This is a genomic window from Maritalea porphyrae, assembly GCF_030159895.1.
GTDB classification, from domain to species: domain Bacteria; phylum Pseudomonadota; class Alphaproteobacteria; order Rhizobiales; family Devosiaceae; genus Maritalea; species Maritalea porphyrae.
Map to the genome: position 1 here is coordinate 2,424,823 of NZ_BSNI01000002.1, position 19,371 is coordinate 2,444,193.

The 19,371-nt window shown below is 50.0% G+C and carries 23 protein-coding genes; 7 read left to right on the top strand and 16 right to left on the bottom strand.

Annotated features, from left to right (window positions below):
• Positions 1-80: 80 nt before the first annotated feature.
• From flhB to flgB, 6 genes are all read right to left on the bottom strand, one after another.
• Positions 81-1,160 (bottom strand): flagellar biosynthesis protein FlhB, encoded by a 1,080-nt coding sequence (gene flhB / locus QQL65_RS15345; RefSeq protein ID WP_284365903.1) that lies wholly within the window; start codon positions 1,158-1,160, stop codon positions 81-83.
• 8 nt (positions 1,161-1,168) lie between these two features.
• On the bottom strand, positions 1,169-1,930 hold the full coding sequence (fliR, locus tag QQL65_RS15350) for a flagellar biosynthetic protein FliR (protein ID WP_284365906.1): 762 nt from the start codon (positions 1,928-1,930) through the stop codon (positions 1,169-1,171).
• Positions 1,931-1,934: 4 nt separating this feature from the next.
• Positions 1,935-2,201, bottom strand: a complete 267-nt coding sequence (fliQ, locus tag QQL65_RS15355; RefSeq protein WP_284365908.1) for a flagellar biosynthesis protein FliQ — start codon at positions 2,199-2,201, stop codon at positions 1,935-1,937.
• Positions 2,202-2,231: 30 nt separating this feature from the next.
• Positions 2,232-2,558: a flagellar hook-basal body complex protein FliE gene (gene fliE, locus QQL65_RS15360; RefSeq protein ID WP_284365909.1), complete on the bottom strand. Its 327-nt coding sequence runs from the start codon at positions 2,556-2,558 to the stop codon at positions 2,232-2,234.
• An 85-nt stretch (positions 2,559-2,643) separates the two neighbouring features.
• Positions 2,644-3,057 carry a flagellar basal body rod protein FlgC gene (gene flgC, locus QQL65_RS15365; RefSeq protein WP_284365910.1) on the bottom strand — a complete coding sequence of 138 codons (414 nt, stop codon included), beginning with the start codon at positions 3,055-3,057 and terminating at the stop codon, positions 2,644-2,646.
• Positions 3,058-3,092: 35 nt separating this feature from the next.
• The gene (gene flgB, locus QQL65_RS15370) at positions 3,093-3,497 is read right to left on the bottom strand and encodes a flagellar basal body rod protein FlgB (protein WP_284365911.1); all 405 of its coding nucleotides are present in this window, start codon (positions 3,495-3,497) and stop codon (positions 3,093-3,095) included.
• A 212-nt stretch (positions 3,498-3,709) separates the two neighbouring features.
• On the opposite strand from flgB, the gene QQL65_RS15375 reads away from it, so the two are divergent.
• Together QQL65_RS15375 and fliP are read left to right on the top strand one after the other, a co-directional pair.
• A complete protein-coding gene (locus QQL65_RS15375) occupies positions 3,710-4,516 on the top strand; it encodes a flagellar biosynthetic protein FliO (protein ID WP_284365913.1) in 807 nt (268 codons plus the stop codon).
• Between the two features lie 76 nt (positions 4,517-4,592).
• Positions 4,593-5,294: a flagellar type III secretion system pore protein FliP gene (gene fliP, locus QQL65_RS15380; RefSeq protein ID WP_284365915.1), complete on the top strand. Its 702-nt coding sequence runs from the start codon at positions 4,593-4,595 to the stop codon at positions 5,292-5,294.
• Between the two features lie 19 nt (positions 5,295-5,313).
• Here the strand turns inward: fliP and QQL65_RS15385 are convergent, their stop codons facing one another.
• From QQL65_RS15385 to QQL65_RS15405, 5 genes are all read right to left on the bottom strand, one after another.
• Positions 5,314-8,679: a tetratricopeptide repeat protein gene (locus QQL65_RS15385; RefSeq protein WP_284365916.1), complete on the bottom strand. Its 3,366-nt coding sequence runs from the start codon at positions 8,677-8,679 to the stop codon at positions 5,314-5,316.
• A 79-nt stretch (positions 8,680-8,758) separates the two neighbouring features.
• On the bottom strand, positions 8,759-9,520 hold the full coding sequence (locus QQL65_RS15390; RefSeq protein WP_284365917.1) for a MotE family protein: 762 nt from the start codon (positions 9,518-9,520) through the stop codon (positions 8,759-8,761).
• On the bottom strand, positions 9,517-9,942 hold the full coding sequence (locus tag QQL65_RS15395) for a DUF6468 domain-containing protein (RefSeq protein ID WP_284365918.1): 426 nt from the start codon (positions 9,940-9,942) through the stop codon (positions 9,517-9,519). Before QQL65_RS15395 ends, QQL65_RS15390 begins: the two co-directional genes overlap by 4 nt.
• Before the next feature lie 2 nt (positions 9,943-9,944).
• Entirely contained in the window at positions 9,945-11,093 is a 1,149-nt protein-coding gene (gene fliM, locus QQL65_RS15400; protein WP_379863187.1) for a flagellar motor switch protein FliM, read from the bottom strand.
• A 13-nt stretch (positions 11,094-11,106) separates the two neighbouring features.
• Positions 11,107-11,598: a flagellar basal body-associated FliL family protein gene (locus tag QQL65_RS15405; RefSeq protein ID WP_284365919.1), complete on the bottom strand. Its 492-nt coding sequence runs from the start codon at positions 11,596-11,598 to the stop codon at positions 11,107-11,109.
• Between the two features lie 286 nt (positions 11,599-11,884).
• Between QQL65_RS15405 and flgF the strand changes: the two genes are divergently transcribed.
• Genes flgF through flgH form a run of 4 tightly spaced genes read left to right on the top strand, consistent with a single transcriptional unit; the run spans position 11,885 to position 15,158 of the window.
• Positions 11,885-12,622, top strand: coding sequence for a flagellar basal-body rod protein FlgF (gene flgF / locus QQL65_RS15410; protein ID WP_284365920.1), 738 nt, complete (start codon positions 11,885-11,887; stop codon positions 12,620-12,622).
• A gap of 33 nt (positions 12,623-12,655) precedes the next feature.
• Positions 12,656-13,441: a flagellar basal-body rod protein FlgG gene (gene flgG, locus QQL65_RS15415; RefSeq protein WP_284365921.1), complete on the top strand. Its 786-nt coding sequence runs from the start codon at positions 12,656-12,658 to the stop codon at positions 13,439-13,441.
• 12 nt (positions 13,442-13,453) lie between these two features.
• Positions 13,454-14,410 (top strand): flagellar basal body P-ring formation chaperone FlgA, encoded by a 957-nt coding sequence (flgA, locus tag QQL65_RS15420; protein ID WP_284365922.1) that lies wholly within the window; start codon positions 13,454-13,456, stop codon positions 14,408-14,410.
• A gap of 13 nt (positions 14,411-14,423) precedes the next feature.
• Positions 14,424-15,158: a flagellar basal body L-ring protein FlgH gene (gene flgH / locus QQL65_RS15425; RefSeq protein ID WP_284365923.1), complete on the top strand. Its 735-nt coding sequence runs from the start codon at positions 14,424-14,426 to the stop codon at positions 15,156-15,158.
• A 92-nt stretch (positions 15,159-15,250) separates the two neighbouring features.
• Here flgH and QQL65_RS15430 read toward each other — a convergent pair whose 3' ends face one another.
• Positions 15,251-16,219 carry a DMT family transporter gene (locus QQL65_RS15430; RefSeq protein ID WP_284365924.1) on the bottom strand — a complete coding sequence of 323 codons (969 nt, stop codon included), beginning with the start codon at positions 16,217-16,219 and terminating at the stop codon, positions 15,251-15,253.
• A gap of 74 nt (positions 16,220-16,293) precedes the next feature.
• On the opposite strand from QQL65_RS15430, the gene QQL65_RS15435 reads away from it, so the two are divergent.
• Positions 16,294-16,782, top strand: a complete 489-nt coding sequence (locus tag QQL65_RS15435) for a MarR family winged helix-turn-helix transcriptional regulator (RefSeq protein WP_284365925.1) — start codon at positions 16,294-16,296, stop codon at positions 16,780-16,782.
• On the opposite strand, the gene QQL65_RS15440 is transcribed toward QQL65_RS15435, so the two are convergent.
• The 4 genes from QQL65_RS15440 to QQL65_RS15455 form a co-directional block, all read right to left on the bottom strand.
• Positions 16,779-17,099, bottom strand: coding sequence for a putative quinol monooxygenase (locus QQL65_RS15440; RefSeq protein WP_284365926.1), 321 nt, complete (start codon positions 17,097-17,099; stop codon positions 16,779-16,781). The two genes, QQL65_RS15435 and QQL65_RS15440, sit on opposite strands and share 4 nt — an antisense overlap.
• 8 nt (positions 17,100-17,107) lie before the next feature.
• Complete coding sequence (locus tag QQL65_RS15445) at positions 17,108-18,103, bottom strand: hypothetical protein (protein ID WP_284365927.1); 996 nt, start codon at positions 18,101-18,103, stop codon at positions 17,108-17,110.
• Positions 18,104-18,221: 118 nt separating this feature from the next.
• On the bottom strand, positions 18,222-18,671 hold the full coding sequence (gene dksA, locus QQL65_RS15450; protein ID WP_284365928.1) for an RNA polymerase-binding protein DksA: 450 nt from the start codon (positions 18,669-18,671) through the stop codon (positions 18,222-18,224).
• A gap of 148 nt (positions 18,672-18,819) precedes the next feature.
• Positions 18,820-19,236 carry a flagellar assembly protein FliX gene (locus QQL65_RS15455; RefSeq protein WP_284365929.1) on the bottom strand — a complete coding sequence of 139 codons (417 nt, stop codon included), beginning with the start codon at positions 19,234-19,236 and terminating at the stop codon, positions 18,820-18,822.
• Between the last annotated feature and the right edge of the window lie 135 nt (positions 19,237-19,371).

Genomic DNA, 19,371 nt, shown 5'->3' on the forward strand with positions numbered 1-19,371 from the left:
TTTAAGACATTATTCATCAATTCGAAGGATTGCGCAGTATTTTTGTTTGAAATAGCCGCTTTATCCCAAACTCACTTGGCCTAACCCGCACTCCACGAACGTGATTTGCGCAACTGCATCACATAACCGATAACTTGGGCTACCGCCTTAAAGTGTTCCGCTGGAATTTCTTCTTCAATCTCAACGGTTGCGTGCAAGGCGCGCGCAAGCGGTGGATTTTCAACAATTGGTATCTCGTTTTCACCGGCAATTTCACGAATTTTCAAGGCAACCGCGTCGATGCCCTTTGCTAAACAAACCGGTGCGCCCATGCCCTGTTCATATTTAAGTGCCACCGCATAATGCGTCGGGTTGGTGATAATCACACTCGCGTCAGGTACCGCAGCCATCATGCGCTTACGGCCACGCTCTGCCCTCAATTGGCGGATTTTCGCTTTGACTTTCGGATCACCTTCCATTTGCTTGTATTCGTCGCGCACTTCTTTGATGGTCATTTTTTGCTTTTCCCACCATTTGTTGCGCTGATACATAAAATCTAGGCCCGCAACGACAGTAATAACGGCCAGCGTCCCAATAATGATCTTGATGCCCATTTCCTGGAATACTGGCATTATCATCGAGGGATCGGCGGTGATGATTGTGTCTAGTCGATCTCGCTCTGGCCACATCACCAAAAACATTATCAATGAAACGATTGTAAGCTTAGCGATACCTTTCGCGAAATTGACCAGCGCTTCACTGGAGAACAAGCGCTTCGCGCCGCTCAATGGCGAAATCTTGGAGAATTTCGGCTTGATGGGATCAAGCGACCAAACCGGGCGGTGTTGTACCAAATTTGCGGCCAAAGCGAACAAAGCCATAATGAGCAAAGGCACAATGGCAACCAGCAATACCGTGCCTGAAAGGCCTTGCCAGAAGGCCCCAAATCCAGGGCCACCCACTTCAATTTGATCTGCGTTGAGCATGATCATCTTCAGCTGGTTCATCAGACTGGATGCGGTTATTGGCGCCATGAGTGCAAAAACGAAAGCCGTGCCAACCATCATGAACCAAGTCGTCAACTCTTGGCTTTTGGCAACATCCCCTCGTTTGTGCGCATCTTCGAGCTTTTTGTCAGAGGGGTCCTCGGTTTTCTCGGACTTATCCGGTTCGTCAGCCACGCTGCCCCCTACCCAACCAACTTGAGCAAGAACTGCTCAATATGGTTCATATACCAGGTCATCATCATCGTAAGCAGCAACACAAAGAGTAGAAGGCCTATCGCGATGTTCGCTGGCATTGCGATAAAGAAAACCTGCAACTGCGGCATCAAACGTGCCAGCAGACCAAGGCCGAAATAAAACACAAGACCAAAAACCAAAAACGGTGCGGCCATCTGCACGCCGACAACAAAACTGCCCGCCACAACATCAACGGCCATGTCGGCAGCATCCTTCAGATCAAATGGCGCTCCCGGGGTGAAAATCGAATAACTTTGGTAAATCGCCGCCAACACCAAATGGTGCAAGTCGAGGGTAAAAATCAGCGTGACACCCAACACAGCAATGAAATTACCGAAAATAGCGCCCTGCACGCCGCCTTGCGTTGGATCAGACGTTTGCGCAAAGGAAAGACCTGTTTGAAAGGCAATCACAGTACCCGCCACCTGCGCCGCAGACATCAAAATGCGCGACACGCCACCGATGATAAGACCAACACCAATCTCTGAAAGCAGCAACACAATAGCTGGGTAAAACGCTACTGCCTGCGCCGGATAGTTTTGCGAAATCAACGGATACATGATGAAGGTGAAGACCAATGCAATTGTCAAACGCATCCGCATCGGCAAACGCTGCGAGCTGAAGCCGGGCATGAGCATGACCATTGTGCCCAATCGCGCAAATATCAGAATGTAGGTCATTGCGGTTTGTGGGAGCCAATCGATGCTCATCGCACTAACCGCCAGATATGATTAGATCAGCCACACGGTTCATGTAGCCACCCATCATCGATCCCATAAAGGGAAGCAACAAAATCATCGTTATGAAGATTGCCAAGATTTTTGGCACAAATACCAATGTCATTTCTTGGATTTGCGTGAGCGCTTGAAACAGCGCAATCACCACACCAACCACCAACCCCACAATCATGAGGGGTGAAGAAACATAGATCAGCGTCCAAATGCCATCCTGTGCAACATCGAGCACTTGTGCACCGGTCATTTTGCGCCTCCGATCAAACTTGCGAAGCCGCTAAATCGGCATCCGCATAATTTCTTCATATGCGCTGATAACGCGGTCACGAATCGTCACCATGGTTTCAAGCGCAATCTCAGTTTCTGAAATTGCGGTCACCACATCAACCACGTTGGACTTTCCATCAACAAGATCTAGTGCTTTTTGATCGGCTTGGCGGCCCGTTTCGACCACACTACCGATAGATTCAGCAACCAACTTGCCAAAATCAGGGCCAGCGCCCATATCTCCGGCCGCCGCACCTGGCGCTGCTTTGGAGGCCTGATCGACAAGTTTGGTTGCGCTTGCGTAAGCATTTGATGCCGCAGAAAACGGTACGCTCATTTCAATTCCCCAACTTTTACATTTGCCTTCGCCGTTTTCGTGTTCCCCAACACAAGCGCAGCAATTGGCTCTCCGTTAACGCGGTCTAGCCACGCAAAATATCCAACGTGCCGCCAAGCATTGCGCGGGACGTGGAAATAACATTCAAATTCGCCTCATATGTGCGCTGTGCCTCGCGCATATCCATGGTTTCAATCAAAGAGTTCACATTTGGATAGAGCACATAGCCACGCTCGTCGGCAGCCGGGTGCCCAGGCTCATAACGACTTTGGAAATCGCTCATGTCATAGCTCACCTTGCCAATTTCAACTTGGTGCGCGGCAAGCTCGCGATTATAAACCGCCTCAAATGTAGGAATTCGGCGACGATAAGGCTCCCCGCCCGCCTCTTTTGCGGCTGAACTGGCATTGGCCATATTCTCTGCAATAATCCGCATACGCGCAGACTGGGCATGCAACCCGGTTGCTGCGATCTTTAGAGAATTTGAAAAATCTGTCATTGCTTAACTCCTAACTGATCCCCAACCGGCAAAACCTAGACTTTGCCTAATGCTGTCCGGATCAGCTTTATTGAACGCGAATAAAGTGTCGTTGCGGCTTGGTAGTCCATTTGGTTGCCCGCAACCTTCATCATCTCGTCTTCGAGCACCACCTGGTTGCCTTCGGGCGTAATTTCAAAACTATTGAGCTTGCGCGCGCCAAATTTGCCTGCGCCCTGCCCTTCAACCGTAAAATGCTGTGAATCAGTTGCACTGGTCGAAACATTCGACATTTGCAGCGCGTTCATCTGTTCTGAAAATGAATAAGGTTTTAGGTCTCTGCCGCGATAGCCAGGTGTTTCAGCATTGGCAACGTTTTCAGCCAATAATGATTGGCGTGTCTGATGCCACTTCATTTTTTGACCAAGCGCCTGAAACAATGGCAATTTAGAGATCGACATAAATTCGCTTCCACTTCTACTAGGCAGATATTGCCGCCCAATTGGTTAACACCTCATTAACGATATCTTTCATATTGCGAAATTTACGTGTTTTTCGGCCTTGTCCTTGCCCAATTTGCTTGTATAGCTGGGACTGTGGGAATAAATATCCGCAACAGATACGTGCTTTTTGATGGGCAAGTTTGGCACGACAAACGGGGAATGAGCGAAAAATGGGCTTTATCAACGATCTATTCGGCAATGTTGACAATAATCTTTGGGTAATAGCCGGAAGCCTGGTTACAGTAGTTGTTGCAATAGTCTTGGTCGTTTGGCTTCTCAAATTTGCATTCAATGCCAGCAGAAACGGACTTGGCAACCGGGTTAAAAGGCTAGGCGTAATTTCAACTGCGGCCGTGGACAATAAGCGTCAGCTGGTCATCATTCGTCGAGACAACAAAGAACACCTGATTATGATCGGTGGCCCAACTGACGTGGTCATTGAAACGGGTATTGATCCCGATGAATCCGTGGTGCAAAAGACCCCAGCAAAACGAGCAAAAACGGTAACCACCCAAACCGAACAGGCCAAAGCAGAACCAAAGGTGGAGCCAATTTCCACTGAACCTAAGTCCCCAGCGCCAAAACAGCCGATTTCCACAAAACCATCTACAAATGGCACCGTTCCGTTTAATCGCGCAGCGCCACGTATTGTCCCGGCACCTTCAAGCGAAACGAAGGAACCGGCGCCAGAATCTAACGTCACCGCGATTGAAAAACTGCGTGAACTCGGCAAGTCCAGCCCAGAAACAACCGCGTCGACACTACGCTATCCTGGTATTTTACGCCCAGTAACACGTCACAAAGGCGTGGATAGAAGCGAGTTGGATCAAAATAACGACGATGATTTGAACGACTCAGATAAATTAGCTGCTCAGGAAGCACCCGAAATTGAGGTGGTGCAAGGAGCAGATGGTGACAAGGACGACGATGCGACCAACGACAAAAAGTCAGGTCGCAAGCCAGCAAACAGCAAATAGCAGCGGCAACGACATAGACTTCGTTAAGGCAACGCTATTGCGTTGTCTGAAGCTTTCTGCGGCATGTTTTGCGGTCATGTTAGTTGGCTCTCTCATCGCATTCCCAGCACTTGCACAAGACATTTCTGTCGATTTCGGCGATCAAACCACACTAACTGAGCGTGCGGTCCAGTTGATCGCCATTATCACAGTCCTATCGCTTGCGCCTTCCATTTTGGTCATGGTGACAAGTTTCACTCGCATTGTGGTGGTCTTGTCGCTTCTACGGACAGCGATTGGCCTACAGACTGCGCCACCAAACTCGGTGATGATCTCACTTGCGCTCTTCCTTACGGCCTTTGTGATGGCACCAACTTTGCAGCAATCCTATGACGCTGGCATCGCACCGCTTGTTGCAGGCGAGTTGCAATTAGAAGATGCGCTACCGCGCGCGGCCGAGCCAATTCACGAGTTCATGCGCCTTCATGTTCGCGACAAGGATGTGCAGCTATTCTTAGATCTAACGGAAACCGATATTCCAGAAAATCCGGAAGACCTTTCGCTGACCATTTTGGTGCCAGCCTTCATGATTTCTGAACTTAGGCGGGCATTCGAGATCGGCTTCTTATTGTTCGTGCCATTCATCGTCATCGACATGGTGGTTTCATCTGTCCTTATGTCCATGGGTATGATGATGCTGCCACCAATCGTGATTTCGTTACCGTTCAAGCTGATTTTCTTCGTATTGGTAGATGGATGGCACCTGGTCGCCGGATCGCTCATTCGAAGTTTCGGCTAGCCGTTACGATGGCGAGACCTTAGAGCACGTCCGCCTGCGGCGCGATGGCGCCACTATCGACATATTGCGTCTTATAGGCATTGAGGAACGAGTTTAACGAATCTACGTCCGCGATTTGGCGGGCAAGTTTTCTAAACTCCACGGTGCCATATGCAGTTTTGCTGGTAACAAATTCAAATACTGGCCATTCCGGCGTCCCCGCCATGCGGCCTGAATATTTCGCCCGCAGCCTTGTTAGGCCAATTTCATCGCCCGCCAAAGTATAAGCGACCGCCGCTTTGACCATATGGTTGCGCACGGAAGTTGAAAGCGCACCACTTGGCAAACCATCAGAATAAATCCGTTCTAACATTTCGCCAGCTTCCCGATAGCGACGGCCAGACCAATGCGCATCGACCTCCAGCAGCGCAGCATCACGCCCCTCAAGTCCGCGCAAAATATCCACTGCCAATTCGTCGCGGCCCGCATCTATAAGCGCTCTCGCCTCTAGAATCCGACGCTGGCGCTCAAGTGTTGGCACCAAATTGGCAAGTCGCGTTCGATAAAGTGTCTTCAAAGCCAAGTCGGGGCGATGGTCAGCAATTTGAATAACCGCGAGATCTGCTGCTACTTTTGAACGTGCAACCCCCTCCAAGCGATTATCAATTTGATATTCAAGCAAGCCGCCAGCTTGTTCCAGCAGGTCGACTTTCACCAAGCGGCGCGCCAGATTGCGGATCATTTCATCGCCCTTAGCACCAACAGGCGCCAAATGGCGGAAATCATAAAACACAGCAAGCGCAGAGATTGGGTCCATCCGATCCGCTTCACCATCTAGATAGAGGTCCGCAAAGACCTGCTTTGCTTCCTCGTAAAGCGCGGTTTCATCGGGCGTGTCTTGGTATTCTGCCGCCATCAGCTCTAGAGTTTCAAATCCAGCGCGATAGTCGCCTGACCGAAATTGGAATTGTCCCATCATGTGCTGAATTTTCGCCGCCAAATGACCACCACGCCACGTCAGGGACTGTAGCTCTAGGGTTTGCTTAGCTTTTTCAACATCCACCTTGTTGGTTTTGTCCAAAATAACCAACGTGCGATAAACAGCTTCTGCATGGGTAGGACGAATGCCCGCATTCATCACAGAACCATAGGTATCAAGCGCTTCTTCATAGCGCTCCTCTATCTCATCAATCCGACCAGAAAGAAGATCATAGGTTGAAAGATCTTCCTGATCCAAGCGCGCAAAATCAATGGCATCCAGATAACGGACCGCCAAACTTGCATCGCTTTCCTCAACTGCTGCGCGCGCTGCAGCAAAGTAGAACTTGTTTTGCAACCAATCGGGGTAATTCTGAACAGCCTCTTCTGACAACAAAGCATCCGCGCGCGCCATATCATATTCCGCGCGCTGCACCCGTGCCATTGTACGCCACATTATCGCATCAGACGCTTCTGCAAGGCTATCCTCCAGCAGCAATTCAAGCGCATCATCCGGCCGACGGGCCAACACGCTCGCGGCTGCTTTTGCAATTTTTGTTTTCTCAAGTAGTGCGGGGCGTTTTGTGTCCGCCAGTAAGACGTTGGTTATACCAATAGCTTCGTAGGCAAGCTGTTCGGAAAGGAAAAAGCGCGCCAGTTCAAGTCGCGTCGCTTCCAATTGAGGACCCTCTGCGTCCGCTGCCCGATTGAATATTTCTTCAAGCTTATCGCGGTAGTCCTGCGGGTTGTTCACCGAAAAACTTGTTAAATCTAAGTAGCTTATCCGGTTCTCATTCTCTTCCGTGGTCTGATTGGTTCGCCGCTCCAAACCAGAAGACAAAATCAATCCATCGTTGGAATCAATGATCACTCGGCTTTCAGCGATTTCCAAAGTTAGCTCGTGATGAAACGGTTTAACCACTAAACCGTGCACAGCACGAAGCGCTCGAAAGTCTACATATTCCAAATCGCGAACCACCGCGCGAGATGGCGGATATGCAGTTACCACATGCAACATATCCCCGACATTCGGGTCACGGATTTTGTGCACTTTTGCAGGGCGCTGCAGATCAGCTGAAATACGCACGCGGCCCGTCGAAGTCGTCTCCTGCTCCAATGTCATGGGCTCTGTTGGCGCGATCAAGATATCGCCGAGTGACAGAACCCAAGATCGACCCTCAGAGCCCAGCGTGGCCAATCGATCAGCATTCATATTCAAACGCACAATTTGCGTTTCGCCCGCACTATCAACCTCAATATCGCTCGCAATTCCGCCCATCATGTCCATGTCAGCGGGCTTGTCGATACTCACGTGAGTATCAAAAATCATCCAAACCGCTCCGCCGCGCTTATAGACCGCAGCAGGCGTGTCCTGTTCAAATGGGAAGACTAAGCGAACAGTACCGCCGATGCGGTTGATAAAAGGCGTAATCGACGTCTGTCGCGAGAATGCAGGCCCGCGCTCAAGTTTCTGCTCTTGCATAACTTCTGCTGGCGTCTTCTCTTCTTCCTCGGTCGTCAATTCAAGATCATCAGGAATATTGCCTTCGACCAAATCTGCCAACGGAACGCTGATGCTTTCGTTATTTGAAAAGTCCAGATCGAGCGTGTAGCGCCGCTTTTCTTCGTTGAAAAAGCGTGGGTCCACCTCTTCGGCCAATTGAAACACGATCAACAGCCCATCGTCGGAGACAAGTTTTGAGACCCCCAAGATTTCAGGCGGCAAATCAGATTCGATCTTGTAAAGATCAACATCAACGGGCCACTCGAACCGCAAAGACGCAGTACGATCTTCCACATTAAACTCGGCTTCTGTTTCCATCGACCAATCGAAAACGACCCTAGAAAAAGTGGGATGCCGACCTAGGCGTATCTCCATTTCGGGCTTAGATTCGCGGGCAATCTTTGCTTTGCGACGTCGTTCAGCCAGCAAAGCGGCTTGCTCGGCACGCAAGGCAAGTTCCTTCACCACTTCCTCAGGAAGCGCAGGATCCAATCCGGTCCAATCCTCTGGGATTAGGTCGATAAACAGCCGTTCGCCAGCCTCAATCTTGTTGATGCGATAATCTCGCTTCAATCCAAATCGCAACCCTTTGCGATCCGGGTCAAGTCGACCAACTGCAATATATTCGCTTAGATGCTCGGTGACGTCAGGGAGAGCAACTTCGATTGGCTTAGAAAACTCAAGCGACATCACGCCGCCCTGCGTCTTAAGTGTATAGGATGGCAAATTGAGCCGGTCTTTAAAGCGGATAATTAGACGGCCATAGCCCGTTTGCCCTTGGGCAATAACTTCAACACGCTCACTTTGCACGCTCGTTTGAGCGTAAACTGGTTGCAAAAATGCACACACCAAACCAATCGCCATCCACAATAGGATCGCGAAAGCGCGCAGATCAGCGGCTTTTGGTGCGTTTTTTACATTCATCGACCGCAATGGGCTCCGACATTTTCACTCCATACAAATTATCGCGGTAGGCTTAACGGCGCCTTACTATTTGCCCATTCTACTGACCAACAATCTGCGGTAATTCGTCATTGCTTGGACCATCAACCGTCTGACTCATGTCCGTGAGGTTGGGATTTGCCAGATTTATGGTGAGCGCTTCAGCTTTTTCAGGGTCCATTGCCGACATAATCGTCGCCATTTTTCGTGGGTTAATGCGCTCAACCATGCGCACCAGTACAATCATATCCAAACGATCAAATATCCGAGCAGCATCTTTGGCCTTCATGTTCTCATATGTAGCCACCAACGCTTTGAACTTTTCTTCTTCTTGGCTTTCTTTGCGGTCCACCAATTCAGATATTCGCGCTTCGATTTGTTTCAGTTCATTTGCGCGCGTCTCAAGACGCAATTCAGCTGCCCTTACAATAGATTCTTGCACCGCCAACTGTTCCGCCAATGCATCAAGCTGCTTGCGCCGCTCACTCAAACGCTCCAAAAACTCAAGTTCCGTTGGCGCCACGCCCGAGGCTTCGCTTAAGGCTTCAAGTTGTCCTTGTGTATTCAAGACCTTGGCAACAGCATCGGTTGGCCGGTTTGGATCCAGCGCCGCATTTGTCGCTTCAACAACTGGATTGGTTGCTTCCTCTTCGCCGCCTTGTTCCGTCGCCTGTTCACCTTCCGCAGCAGCTTCTGCTTCCTGCGCGATAACTTCACGGGTGCCAAAAATATAGAGGTCGCCAGTTACAAAGCCAAAAAGCTTGAACAGTAGCAGCGCGGACGCCACGACCATCACGACCGGCAAAAGTCTCACTGAGTTCACGCAGCAGCTCCATCACGCCGCGAAAAGTTATCGAGCTGGTCAAGCGCGGCTTTCGCTTTAAGCGGCTTTTCCTTAGGTTGAGGCGCCGCGTTTTTCGCAGTCTGGGCAATCATGGCGATTTTACTCATCACCGAATGACCAGCATTGACGTGATGCGCAAGTTCAATCGAAAAACTCTCGGCTTCACTTAGACGCGTTTGGATCATGCCATCGCACTCAATCGCCGTTTTGCGCAATTCAGTAATTGCGCCATTCGCCTGATCGGTTGCGCGCACCAAGTCAGTAATCATGGTTTGCAGAGCGGCGCGATCATCGCGCAAACGCTTCAGCCTCACATTTAGTATGTAGCAGTAACCAATTGTAAGAATGAGCAGAACAGCGACGGCACCCTCTACGATTAGTCCAAGTGCAAAATTACCCATAATTAGTCATCTCCTTGCTCATCCATGGCCTCGAACACTGCCATGGTCACTTTTGGAGGGTTAAGTGGTCGCGTAACCCGCACTGAAACATTTTTCCCAATATGACCCATAATGCCCTCGGTCAGCATCACGTCGCCGCACCGCAAAGACACCGGATCACTGGGCGAACGTTCAAACATCAACGTGTCGCCCTCTTCTAACTTCAACATGTCTGAAAGGGGGATTTCCCATTCATGCAAGACAGCCTCAATGGAGGTATCTGCATTGAAAATTTCGGTCGCAAGGTGCCCTTCCCAGATGGGATCGCGACCAAACTTCTCACCCATGAACATTTGTAGCAATTGCTCACGAATTGGCTCGATCGTCGCATATGGGAGTAGAATCTCGACCTTGCCGCCGCGATCATCCATATCGATGCGCAGTTCGATCAAAATCGCAGCATTTGCCGGCCTTGCGATAGCGGCAAAGCGCGGGTTGGTCTCCATGCGTTCAATCTTGAAGTTAACCGGTGTCAACGGCTCAAAAGCCTTGTGCATGTCGTCCAAGATCAACTCGATCATGCGATTGGTCAGCGACATCTCAATTGTCGTATAAGGTCGGCCTTCAACCCGGATCGTATTGTTGCCGCGGCGTCCACCCAAAAGCACATCAATCATGGAATAGATGAGGTTACTTTCAACCGTCATCAAACCAAAGTTGTCCCACTCTTCGGCCTTGATTACCGTCAAAATCGCTGGAAGTGGAATAGAGTTCAGATAGTCGCCAAAACGAACAGACGTGATGCTGTCCAAAGACACTTCAACGTTATCAGAGGTGAAGTTGCGCAAAGACGTCGTGGTCAACCGCACCAAGCGGTCAAACACAATCTCCAACATCGGTAGACGTTCGTAGGAAACCAGAGCCGAGTTAATGAGCGCCTGGACCCCGGAAAGGTCTCCGATGCCCATGTCGCCACTATCAAATCCTAGAAGGTTATCAATTTCGTCTTGGTTTAGAATACGATCGACGGCAGCGCCATCTTCATCATCATCGCCACCTTCGATCATTGCAGCCCATTCAGCAGCCGCGCCTTCGCCATCTCCGTCCGAGCTTTCCTCGTCACCAGAGATTCCAAATTCTTTTAAGAGATCGTCAGTGTCAGATTCCGACATGCTTCAAGCGCCCCTATTGCACCAATATCTCTTTGAAAACAATGCTCTCAACTTGAGTTGGGAACAGTGCCAAATTCACACGGCGGCGTAACTCTTCCTTCAAGCGATAGATACCCGCTGACCCCTCAAGATCAGATTTGCGCAATTCGCGAAGGTAAACTTGGAAAGTATCCAGAACGCGCGGCATCATTGCATCAACCTGCGGCACCAAGCTTTCATCGGCCAATTCAAGAGAAACAATGACTTTCAAGAAGAGCTCTTTGCTCTCCCCTTTAGAGTTCAAGTTTACTGTGATGGTCTCAAGGTCATGAAAATAGGTCTGGCGCACTTGCTCCGCCTGAACGGACGCCGCATCATCTCCACCGCCCGAAAACAAAAAGAAGTAAGCCGCACCGCCGCCGCCAAGCAACAAGATGACCGCCGCACCAATGATGATCATCATTGGGGGGCCTTTTTTCTTCTCGCCTTCTTCGCCTTCTACGTCTTCAGCCGTCTGGTCTGCCATGTTTTTGCTCTACTGGTACGGTGCACATCAATAAGGAAATTCTTTCCACATATCCACGTAACGACGAGAAGGTTAACGAAGTATTACCATTTCAAACTTGCTGGGCAATTTTTGCCGAGGAGTTTTTACCCCAGCACACAAAGCGCACCCTACCTAAAGCACAAACTTCAACAAAAACCTATATATAACAATTACTTAAAAACTGGCACGATCCTCGCATTATGTTGGACAGGCGAAAAACTTGGGGAAGTGGCTCGCTGAACAAAATTGGGGAGATTAGTGCAAAATGGAAAATGCACAGCTCATAAACTTATCGCGGCAAATTGCGCTGCAACGTCAAATGGACGTTGTTGCGAACAATATGGCCAACATCAACACCGCCGGGTACAAGAACGTCGATATTCTTTTCGAAGAATACATTATGCCCACTGCGCGGCATAAAGACTTCAAGTCACTCGACCAGCCTCTGTCCTTTACGCAAGATTGGGCAACCATCGACGATTTTGCCTCAGGCTCAATCGAACTAACGGGCAATGAACTGGACATGGCCATTCAGGGCCAGGGTTTCTTTGTCGTCCAAACACCTGCTGGCGAACGATATACACGCAACGGCGCATTCCAACTCAACCAACGCGGCGAATTGGTGACGTCAGAAGGATATAATGTCCTTGCTGATGGTGGTTTTCTAACCTTTGCCCCTGAGGAAACGGGTATCATCGTGACCAAGGACGGTCGCGTTTCCTCCTCAGCCGGTGACAAAGGTATTCTGCGCGTTGCAGAGTTTGAAGACCCGCAAGCGCTAAAGCGCGAAGGCGACACCATGTTCTCCGGCGAAAACCCAATTTTCGATAATCCATCAAGCATCGTTCATATGGCCATCGAGCGCTCAAACGTTTCTGGCGTGAATGAGATGACAGAAATGATCCGCGTCACCCGCGCCTACACTTCAATGGCGAACTTGCAGCAAAAGCAAGATGAGTTGCGACGCAATGCGATCAAGCGCCTAGGCGACCTCAACGCGTAGTTTGCGCTGTCCCAGCAAGAAGGAATTGAATAAATGAAAGCTCTATACACAGCATCAACCGGGATGGCCGCTCAGGAACGCAACGTTGAGGTGATCTCAAACAACATCGCCAACATGCGGACCACTGGCTTTAAGAAGCAACGCGCTGATTTCCAGGATTTGCTCTACCAAGTTTATCGTCGCTCCGGCTCACAAACCTCAGAAGGCGGAACACAATTGCCAACGGGTGTTGAAGTTGGATCGGGCGTTAAACTCGGTGCTACACCTCGTATCATGAGCCAAGGCAGCGTCGCACCAACACAAAAAGAACTTGATGTTGCCATTCGTGGCGAAGGCTTCTTCTCTATCACCATGCCAGATGGTCGCACGGGCTACACCCGCGATGGATCGTTTGAGCGCGACAGCCAAGGTCAACTGGTGACAATTGAAGGTTATCTGGTTCAACCTGGCATCATTATTCCCGACACGGCGCGCTCGGTATCAATTTCAGCCGACGGGCAAGTTGAAGCTTTCTTGAACCAAGATTCAAGCCCAACCGCTCTTGGCCAATTGCAGCTGTCACGCTTCGTGAACAAGGCTGGCCTCGAAGCCGTTGGCGACAATCTATATGTCGAAACAGCGGCCAGCGGATCGCCCCAAACCGGCGCGGCCAATGCCGATGGTTTTGGCAATTTGTTGCAAGGCCACCTTGAAATGGCAAACGTGAACGCAGTGACCGAGATCGCCGATCTTATCGCTGCACAGCGAGCCTATGAAATGAATGCGCGGGTCATCTCTGGAGCAGACGAAATGCTTCAAGCGACTTCGCAGCTTCGCTAAGGGATAGTTAGAATGTTTCGCTTCACCAAATCACTTCTAACCTCTGCGCTAATCGGTGCACTTAGCATCACTGCTGGGTTTGCAGCACCAACGCTCAAAGCCAATGTGACCGTTCACTCAAAAGTCGTCACCGTAGGCGACATGTTTGACGATGCTGGCATGTTGGCTGAAGAAGGCTTGTTCCGCGCCCCTGCCCCAGGCACTGTTGGCGCGGTGACCCTACCGTCGATCAAATTGGCCGCACAACGCGTTGGCATTGACAGCTTTGACGCTCAAGGCATCACGCATGTTCGTGTAGAGCGCCCAGGCATTGCAATCGACAACCAATTTCTAAGTCAGATTTTTGGCCAAGAAGCTGCTGCGCGCGGTCAATTACTTGATCACCAAGAAGCTCAGTTTGCACCGTTCGGTTCATATGAAGCGATTTATGCTGACCCTGCAGCATCAAGCCCTGCAACTTTGCTTGATTTCACATTCGAACCGCAAACGGGCCGCGTCGCTGCGCGATTGGCGCTTGCTGGGCACACCAACCCAATTCGCGTCAACGGTCGACTTGAGATTTTGGAACCAGCTGCTCACCTTGGCCGCACAATGGTAAAAGGCGAGATCATCGACATCAGTGATATTGAGTTCAAATCTGTGCCAGTTCGTTTTTCCAAAACACAGGGCGATTTGCGCCTGGAAGACCTTGTCGGCAAAAGCCTAACCCGCGCCGTTCGCGGTGGCAGCATGATCAAAATCTCCGACCTGTCCGACCCTGTTATTATCGACCGGAACGAATTGGTCACGCTGTTCTATCAACACGGCCCACTCAAACTTACTGTCAAAGGTCAGGCACTTCACGCTGCCACCGAAGGACAGTTGGTCACCGTTCTCAATCTGATGTCAAAGAAACCTGTTCAAGGCTTTGCCGCAGCCGCTGGCACGGTGTTGATCACAAACGATCCAACCCGCATTGCAAGCCGGTAATTAGGAGCCAATCATGAAACTGTTCAAGATCATAACAATCGTCGCTCTTGGCGCTAGCTTGGCTGCCTGCACAACTGCAAACCGCTTGGCAGGCATTGGCAAAGCACCGACGCTAACAACAATTGAAAACCCTACAGCGCAAGCGGGCTACAAGCCAGTCAACATGCCGATGCCTGCACCGGAGCGGGTTGCATACTCACCCAATTCGCTGTTCATCTCTGGCACACGCGGTTTCTTTAAAGATCAACGTGCCAGCAAAGTTGGCGATATTCTGACCGTACAGGTGACGATTTCTGACAAGGCACAATTCTCAAACAAGACCGCCCGTTCGCGCACCAGCACTAACGATGCTGGCGCAGGTGGCGTGGTTGGATCTTTGTTCAACTCCGTTGTTCCCGGCGTTTCACCATCAACCGCAATCGAGCTGAAATCAGGTAGCGCAGACAGTGGCAATGGATCGGTTGATCGCTCAGAGACACTTGAAACTCAAGTTGCAGCGGTCGTTATTCAAGTCTTGCCAAACGGCAACTTAGTGATTGAAGGGCGCCAAGAAGTGCGCGTCAACTTTGAAGTTCGTGATCTGATTGTCGCCGGCATTGTGCGCCCAGAAGATATCGGGGCTGCAAACACAATCCCATCATCAAAGATCGCTCAGGCCCGCATATCATATGGTGGACGTGGTCAAATCACCGACGTGCAGCAACCACGATACGGCCAACAATTCATGGATGCGATCCTACCATTCTAATCTGACACAAGTTTTGCCAATCGAATTTCCCCAATTTTTCGGTTGGCTCTCCCCAGAAGGGCGCGGCTTTCCCCAATTTGCCGCGTCCTTCTCTATTTTTGATCTCGGCTAAGATTGAAGACGACGACACCCAGAATGATTGCCGCACCGCCAGCCAACAAAGACAACGTCGCAGGCTCACCAAGCAAAAAAATCCCCAACCCGGTACCAACAAAAGCGATAATGGGTCCAATTTGGCTCAAATAGACAGCGCCAGCGATTTTTTGCAGCAAGAAATAGAACGCAAATCCAACGGCGAAGATCATCACCTGAACTAGCAAGACTTGCGCCATTTCTAAAGATGGCAATGCCACAATTGGTCGTCCTAGAGCCAAGGCAACTATTGCTGAAATGAAACCGGCAAAAATCAACATTAATGGCGCAAGCGCAAAAGGAGATGCCGCCTCGGGCCATGCCCAAGATCGATAAATATTGCCGATTGCCAGAAACACAGGACCTGCAAGCGCCACCAATACCCAAACAAGGGGAAAACTGCCGTCCGCTAATTTGCCCACACTAAGCGCAACTGCTCCCAAAAGAGCAATCGTCACACCGATCGCGCTTTGCCATTTGTATGTTTCTGTGCGCAGGAGAACGCTAAAGACATAGGTAAGTACCGACGCAAACGCTGTAACCAGTGCAACAAATCCAGCGCCAACATGCGGCACCGCAATAAAAAAAATGAGATTTGGCAGTGCAAACAGAAACCCGCTGAGCAAAGAGAACCGCAATACAACAGCACGAAAATCCATTCTGTGGCCGAACAGTCGCAGACCAAACATCATTAGCAAGCCGCCAAGCGAACCAGATAGCGCTAGGAAGACAATCGGATCCCAGCCTGCAATTGCAGCAATTTTGCCGTTTACTGCTGTTGCGCCAAAAAAGCTGCCCACGATGAGCAAAAGCATCAATGGCAAAAACTTTTTGACGTCGAAGAACCCCTGCAGAACTGGAGGCACAACGAGAGGAACGCCGCCTAAGGGACTATCCTTTGGCGACGCTGGCGTGATATGGCCAGCCATAGATATTCTCCATTTATCATTTGGATTGTATCTTTACATAAAGTATCTTAATGTCAAGATAAATTGAGGGATTTATGGACCGCGCGCAATTCGCTGCCGATCAGTGGCAAAAAGAATGGCCTGAAATCAACAGCTTACCCATGCTCACCCTTGGACGATTGGCTGAGGTTTCTGCTCGTATCATGCAACAAAAGCTAGAACCATTCTTTGCAGAGCACGGGCTACATCCCGGTGAGTTTGATGTTTTGGCAACATTGCGCCGCAGCGGCGAGCCTTATGCCCTCACCCCGACACAACTTTATGAAGCCACGATGGTCTCGTCTGGCGGCATGACCAACCGGATCGACCGGCTGGAAAAGGCTGGATTTGTTGAACGCCGCAAAAATCCCAACGACCGCCGCGGGGTTATTGTGGCACTAACGACAGCTGGCTTTGACAAGATTACCCAACTCATTCCAATGCATGTGCAGAATGAGGAAAACATCCTCGCCTCGCTATCAACTGACGAATTGAAACAACTCAATAGACTGACAAAGAAACTGCTGGCAGATCTAGATAACTAGGCGTCAAACGACGAAAATGACGAGAATAACTCTGCCGACTCAGGCAAATCGCCGACCGGCACATAGTCACAAAGCTCAGCATATTCTGCCCACATTTTCTGAACATTTGGGTTTGAATGCGCTGCTTGCATCGCCGCCTCACTGACCCATTCAAAGACTTCAACAAACGTGCCGTCAGCCGTCCGCATAACGATGGACTGGCGATCCGTTGCAAGTCCTTCGTCCCGAAGACGGGGCACATGGGTTTTCATTAATGCAGCTAACTGATCATCACACCCAGGTTTTGGCTTATACCCGACAATGACGATCCGTGACATGGCAGAACCTATTTCAGCACGTGCCGTTTTTGAGAAAGCTCAGCCAACAACGGATCAATGTGGGCAGAAAACTCTTCCTGTCGAGCACTTTTGATCTGCTTGAGCACCTGCATCGCATGTTCTGCGGTGAATTTCTCAAAATAGCGCCCGGCGTCCAGCCCATCTGGCCAAACATTGGACAAGCGCCGGTTGATATACTCTTCGACCATATATTGCTGGCGTTGTAATGACTGAGCAAAAGTGCCCAAGTTCCAAGCCATTTTCAGCGCGTAGAGGTCTACACCAGCCCGCTGTCCACCCGTTAAACCAAAGCGCTGCATATATTGCCGGCTTTTCGCTTCAAATCGATGCGGCGCGTAATCGTGGGTGACATCTTGCCACCCCAACCCGCGCAAAGTTGCAACCAACCCACTTGGCGTCACACGTTCTTGGAATTTCAACCCGAAACGCTCGGAATCCGCCAGAACCTTTAACACCAAATCCGAACAAGAAAGCCATTCCTTTATTTGCTTGGCGTTGCTATCGCGTGGTCCGCGACCGATCCCCAAGAAGCGACGCAGGCCATATTTCGATTCTATATACCGCCAAGCTTTGAGCATAGACTCGGCGCCAAAAGCGGTCTCAGGCATACTCAAACCTGGCGCACGAAGCACCATGAAGTCGCGATAGCGATTTTGGCTGTCATAACAAAGGTCAATCACCGGCACAAAACGCACACCGCCAGGGTGCACCATGTCGGTGTAATAGCCTTTCACGGCACGCGGATAAGCTTCAATGGCTGTTAGCTCCGAGCCCACCAGCGCACAATGCGTGAATTTCCGCTCAGATTTAAAAGCATCTAGATCAAAAAGGTGCTGAAAAGTAACGTTTACGTTCGATTTTGGGCCATACGAGCGGTAGAACACGACGTCATATGGTTTGGAAATCGGCCAAAGGTTGGGATCTGGGCGCATGTCTGACCCTGAAGCAAAAGCTGGCTGATCATGCAAAACTGCTTGATTCATGACCAACCCTACCCCTTTACGCCAACAGACAATTGTTAATTGCGCTCATCACACAACGAATGCATCAAAAACGCAACCATTTTAGCACAGACCAAGTCTAGGCAAACAACGATCTAGATCAATCGTCCCGATAGACTTTTTCGCGACGTTCGTGCTTTTCCTGTGCTTCAAGGCTCATTGTCGCGATTGGGCGCGCATCCAAACGGGCCAAACCAATAGGCTCACCCGTCACTTCACAATACCCATAAGAACCATCATCAACACGGGCCAAAGCAGCATCAATCTTTGAAATCAACTTGCGTTGACGGTCACGCGTACGCAACTCAAGCGCCCGGTCGCTTTCTGAAGACGCACGGTCAGCGATATCAGGATGGTTTTGACTTTCTTCTTGCAGCGCCTCTAGAGTCTCTTTGCTCTCGCGCAGAATGTCGTCTTTCCACGCCACCAATTTCTTACGAAAATACGCAAGCTGGCGGGGATTCATAAACTCTTCGCCTTCGGTCGGCTGATAAGTCTCGCTACTGTCGAAACTTGTCTCCTCTAGATCGACCTTACTCTCCAAATCCATTGACACGGCAATTTACTCCCTAAGTCTATGCGCGACATATATAATGGCCAAGCTCACTAACGGCAAGTGAGTTTGTTGCGCAGCAGTTAAGGATTGTGTGTGACATAAATATGAAGTTCCGAATTTTACTTTGAAAATCAGGTAACCATCAGAATTTGTTGAACTTTGCTAGTTCGACTCGAACACGCAATTCAATATCATCAATCAGTGAATCTAGTGTCGGGTCCAGGTTTCCACGCGCTTTTGTAACCAAATTGAGCATGTTGTTGAGCCGAGATTCGGAAATTTGTCCAACCAATAGATCCGTTTTGATTTGCTCCAAACCATCCAGCAAATCATGCCCCCGCTTTATCGCCTTTTTGCGGGCAAATGTCGGATCTTCTACAGCTTGCAACGCCAACAAAGCATCAATCCCGCCCACATCCTGACTTTGTGACGTCGCTTCGGTTTGTTTGGGAGAAGATTCTTCTTGGCGAACCGAAAATGCACCATCACCTGCCTTGCCCGCTTTTTTCGCAGACTTCTTGGCGGGGCTGTTTATCCGATTTGCATCCGTAATGCGCATCTGTGCTCTCTTCTTTATCTGTGCCGCTCAATAATCAAATCAGGCACTAGGCAAAATTTACCACAAATCACTTACCACTTACCAAGAATAGGCAATTTTTTCCTCTAAAATCTTATCGAACGATTTTGCTCTAAA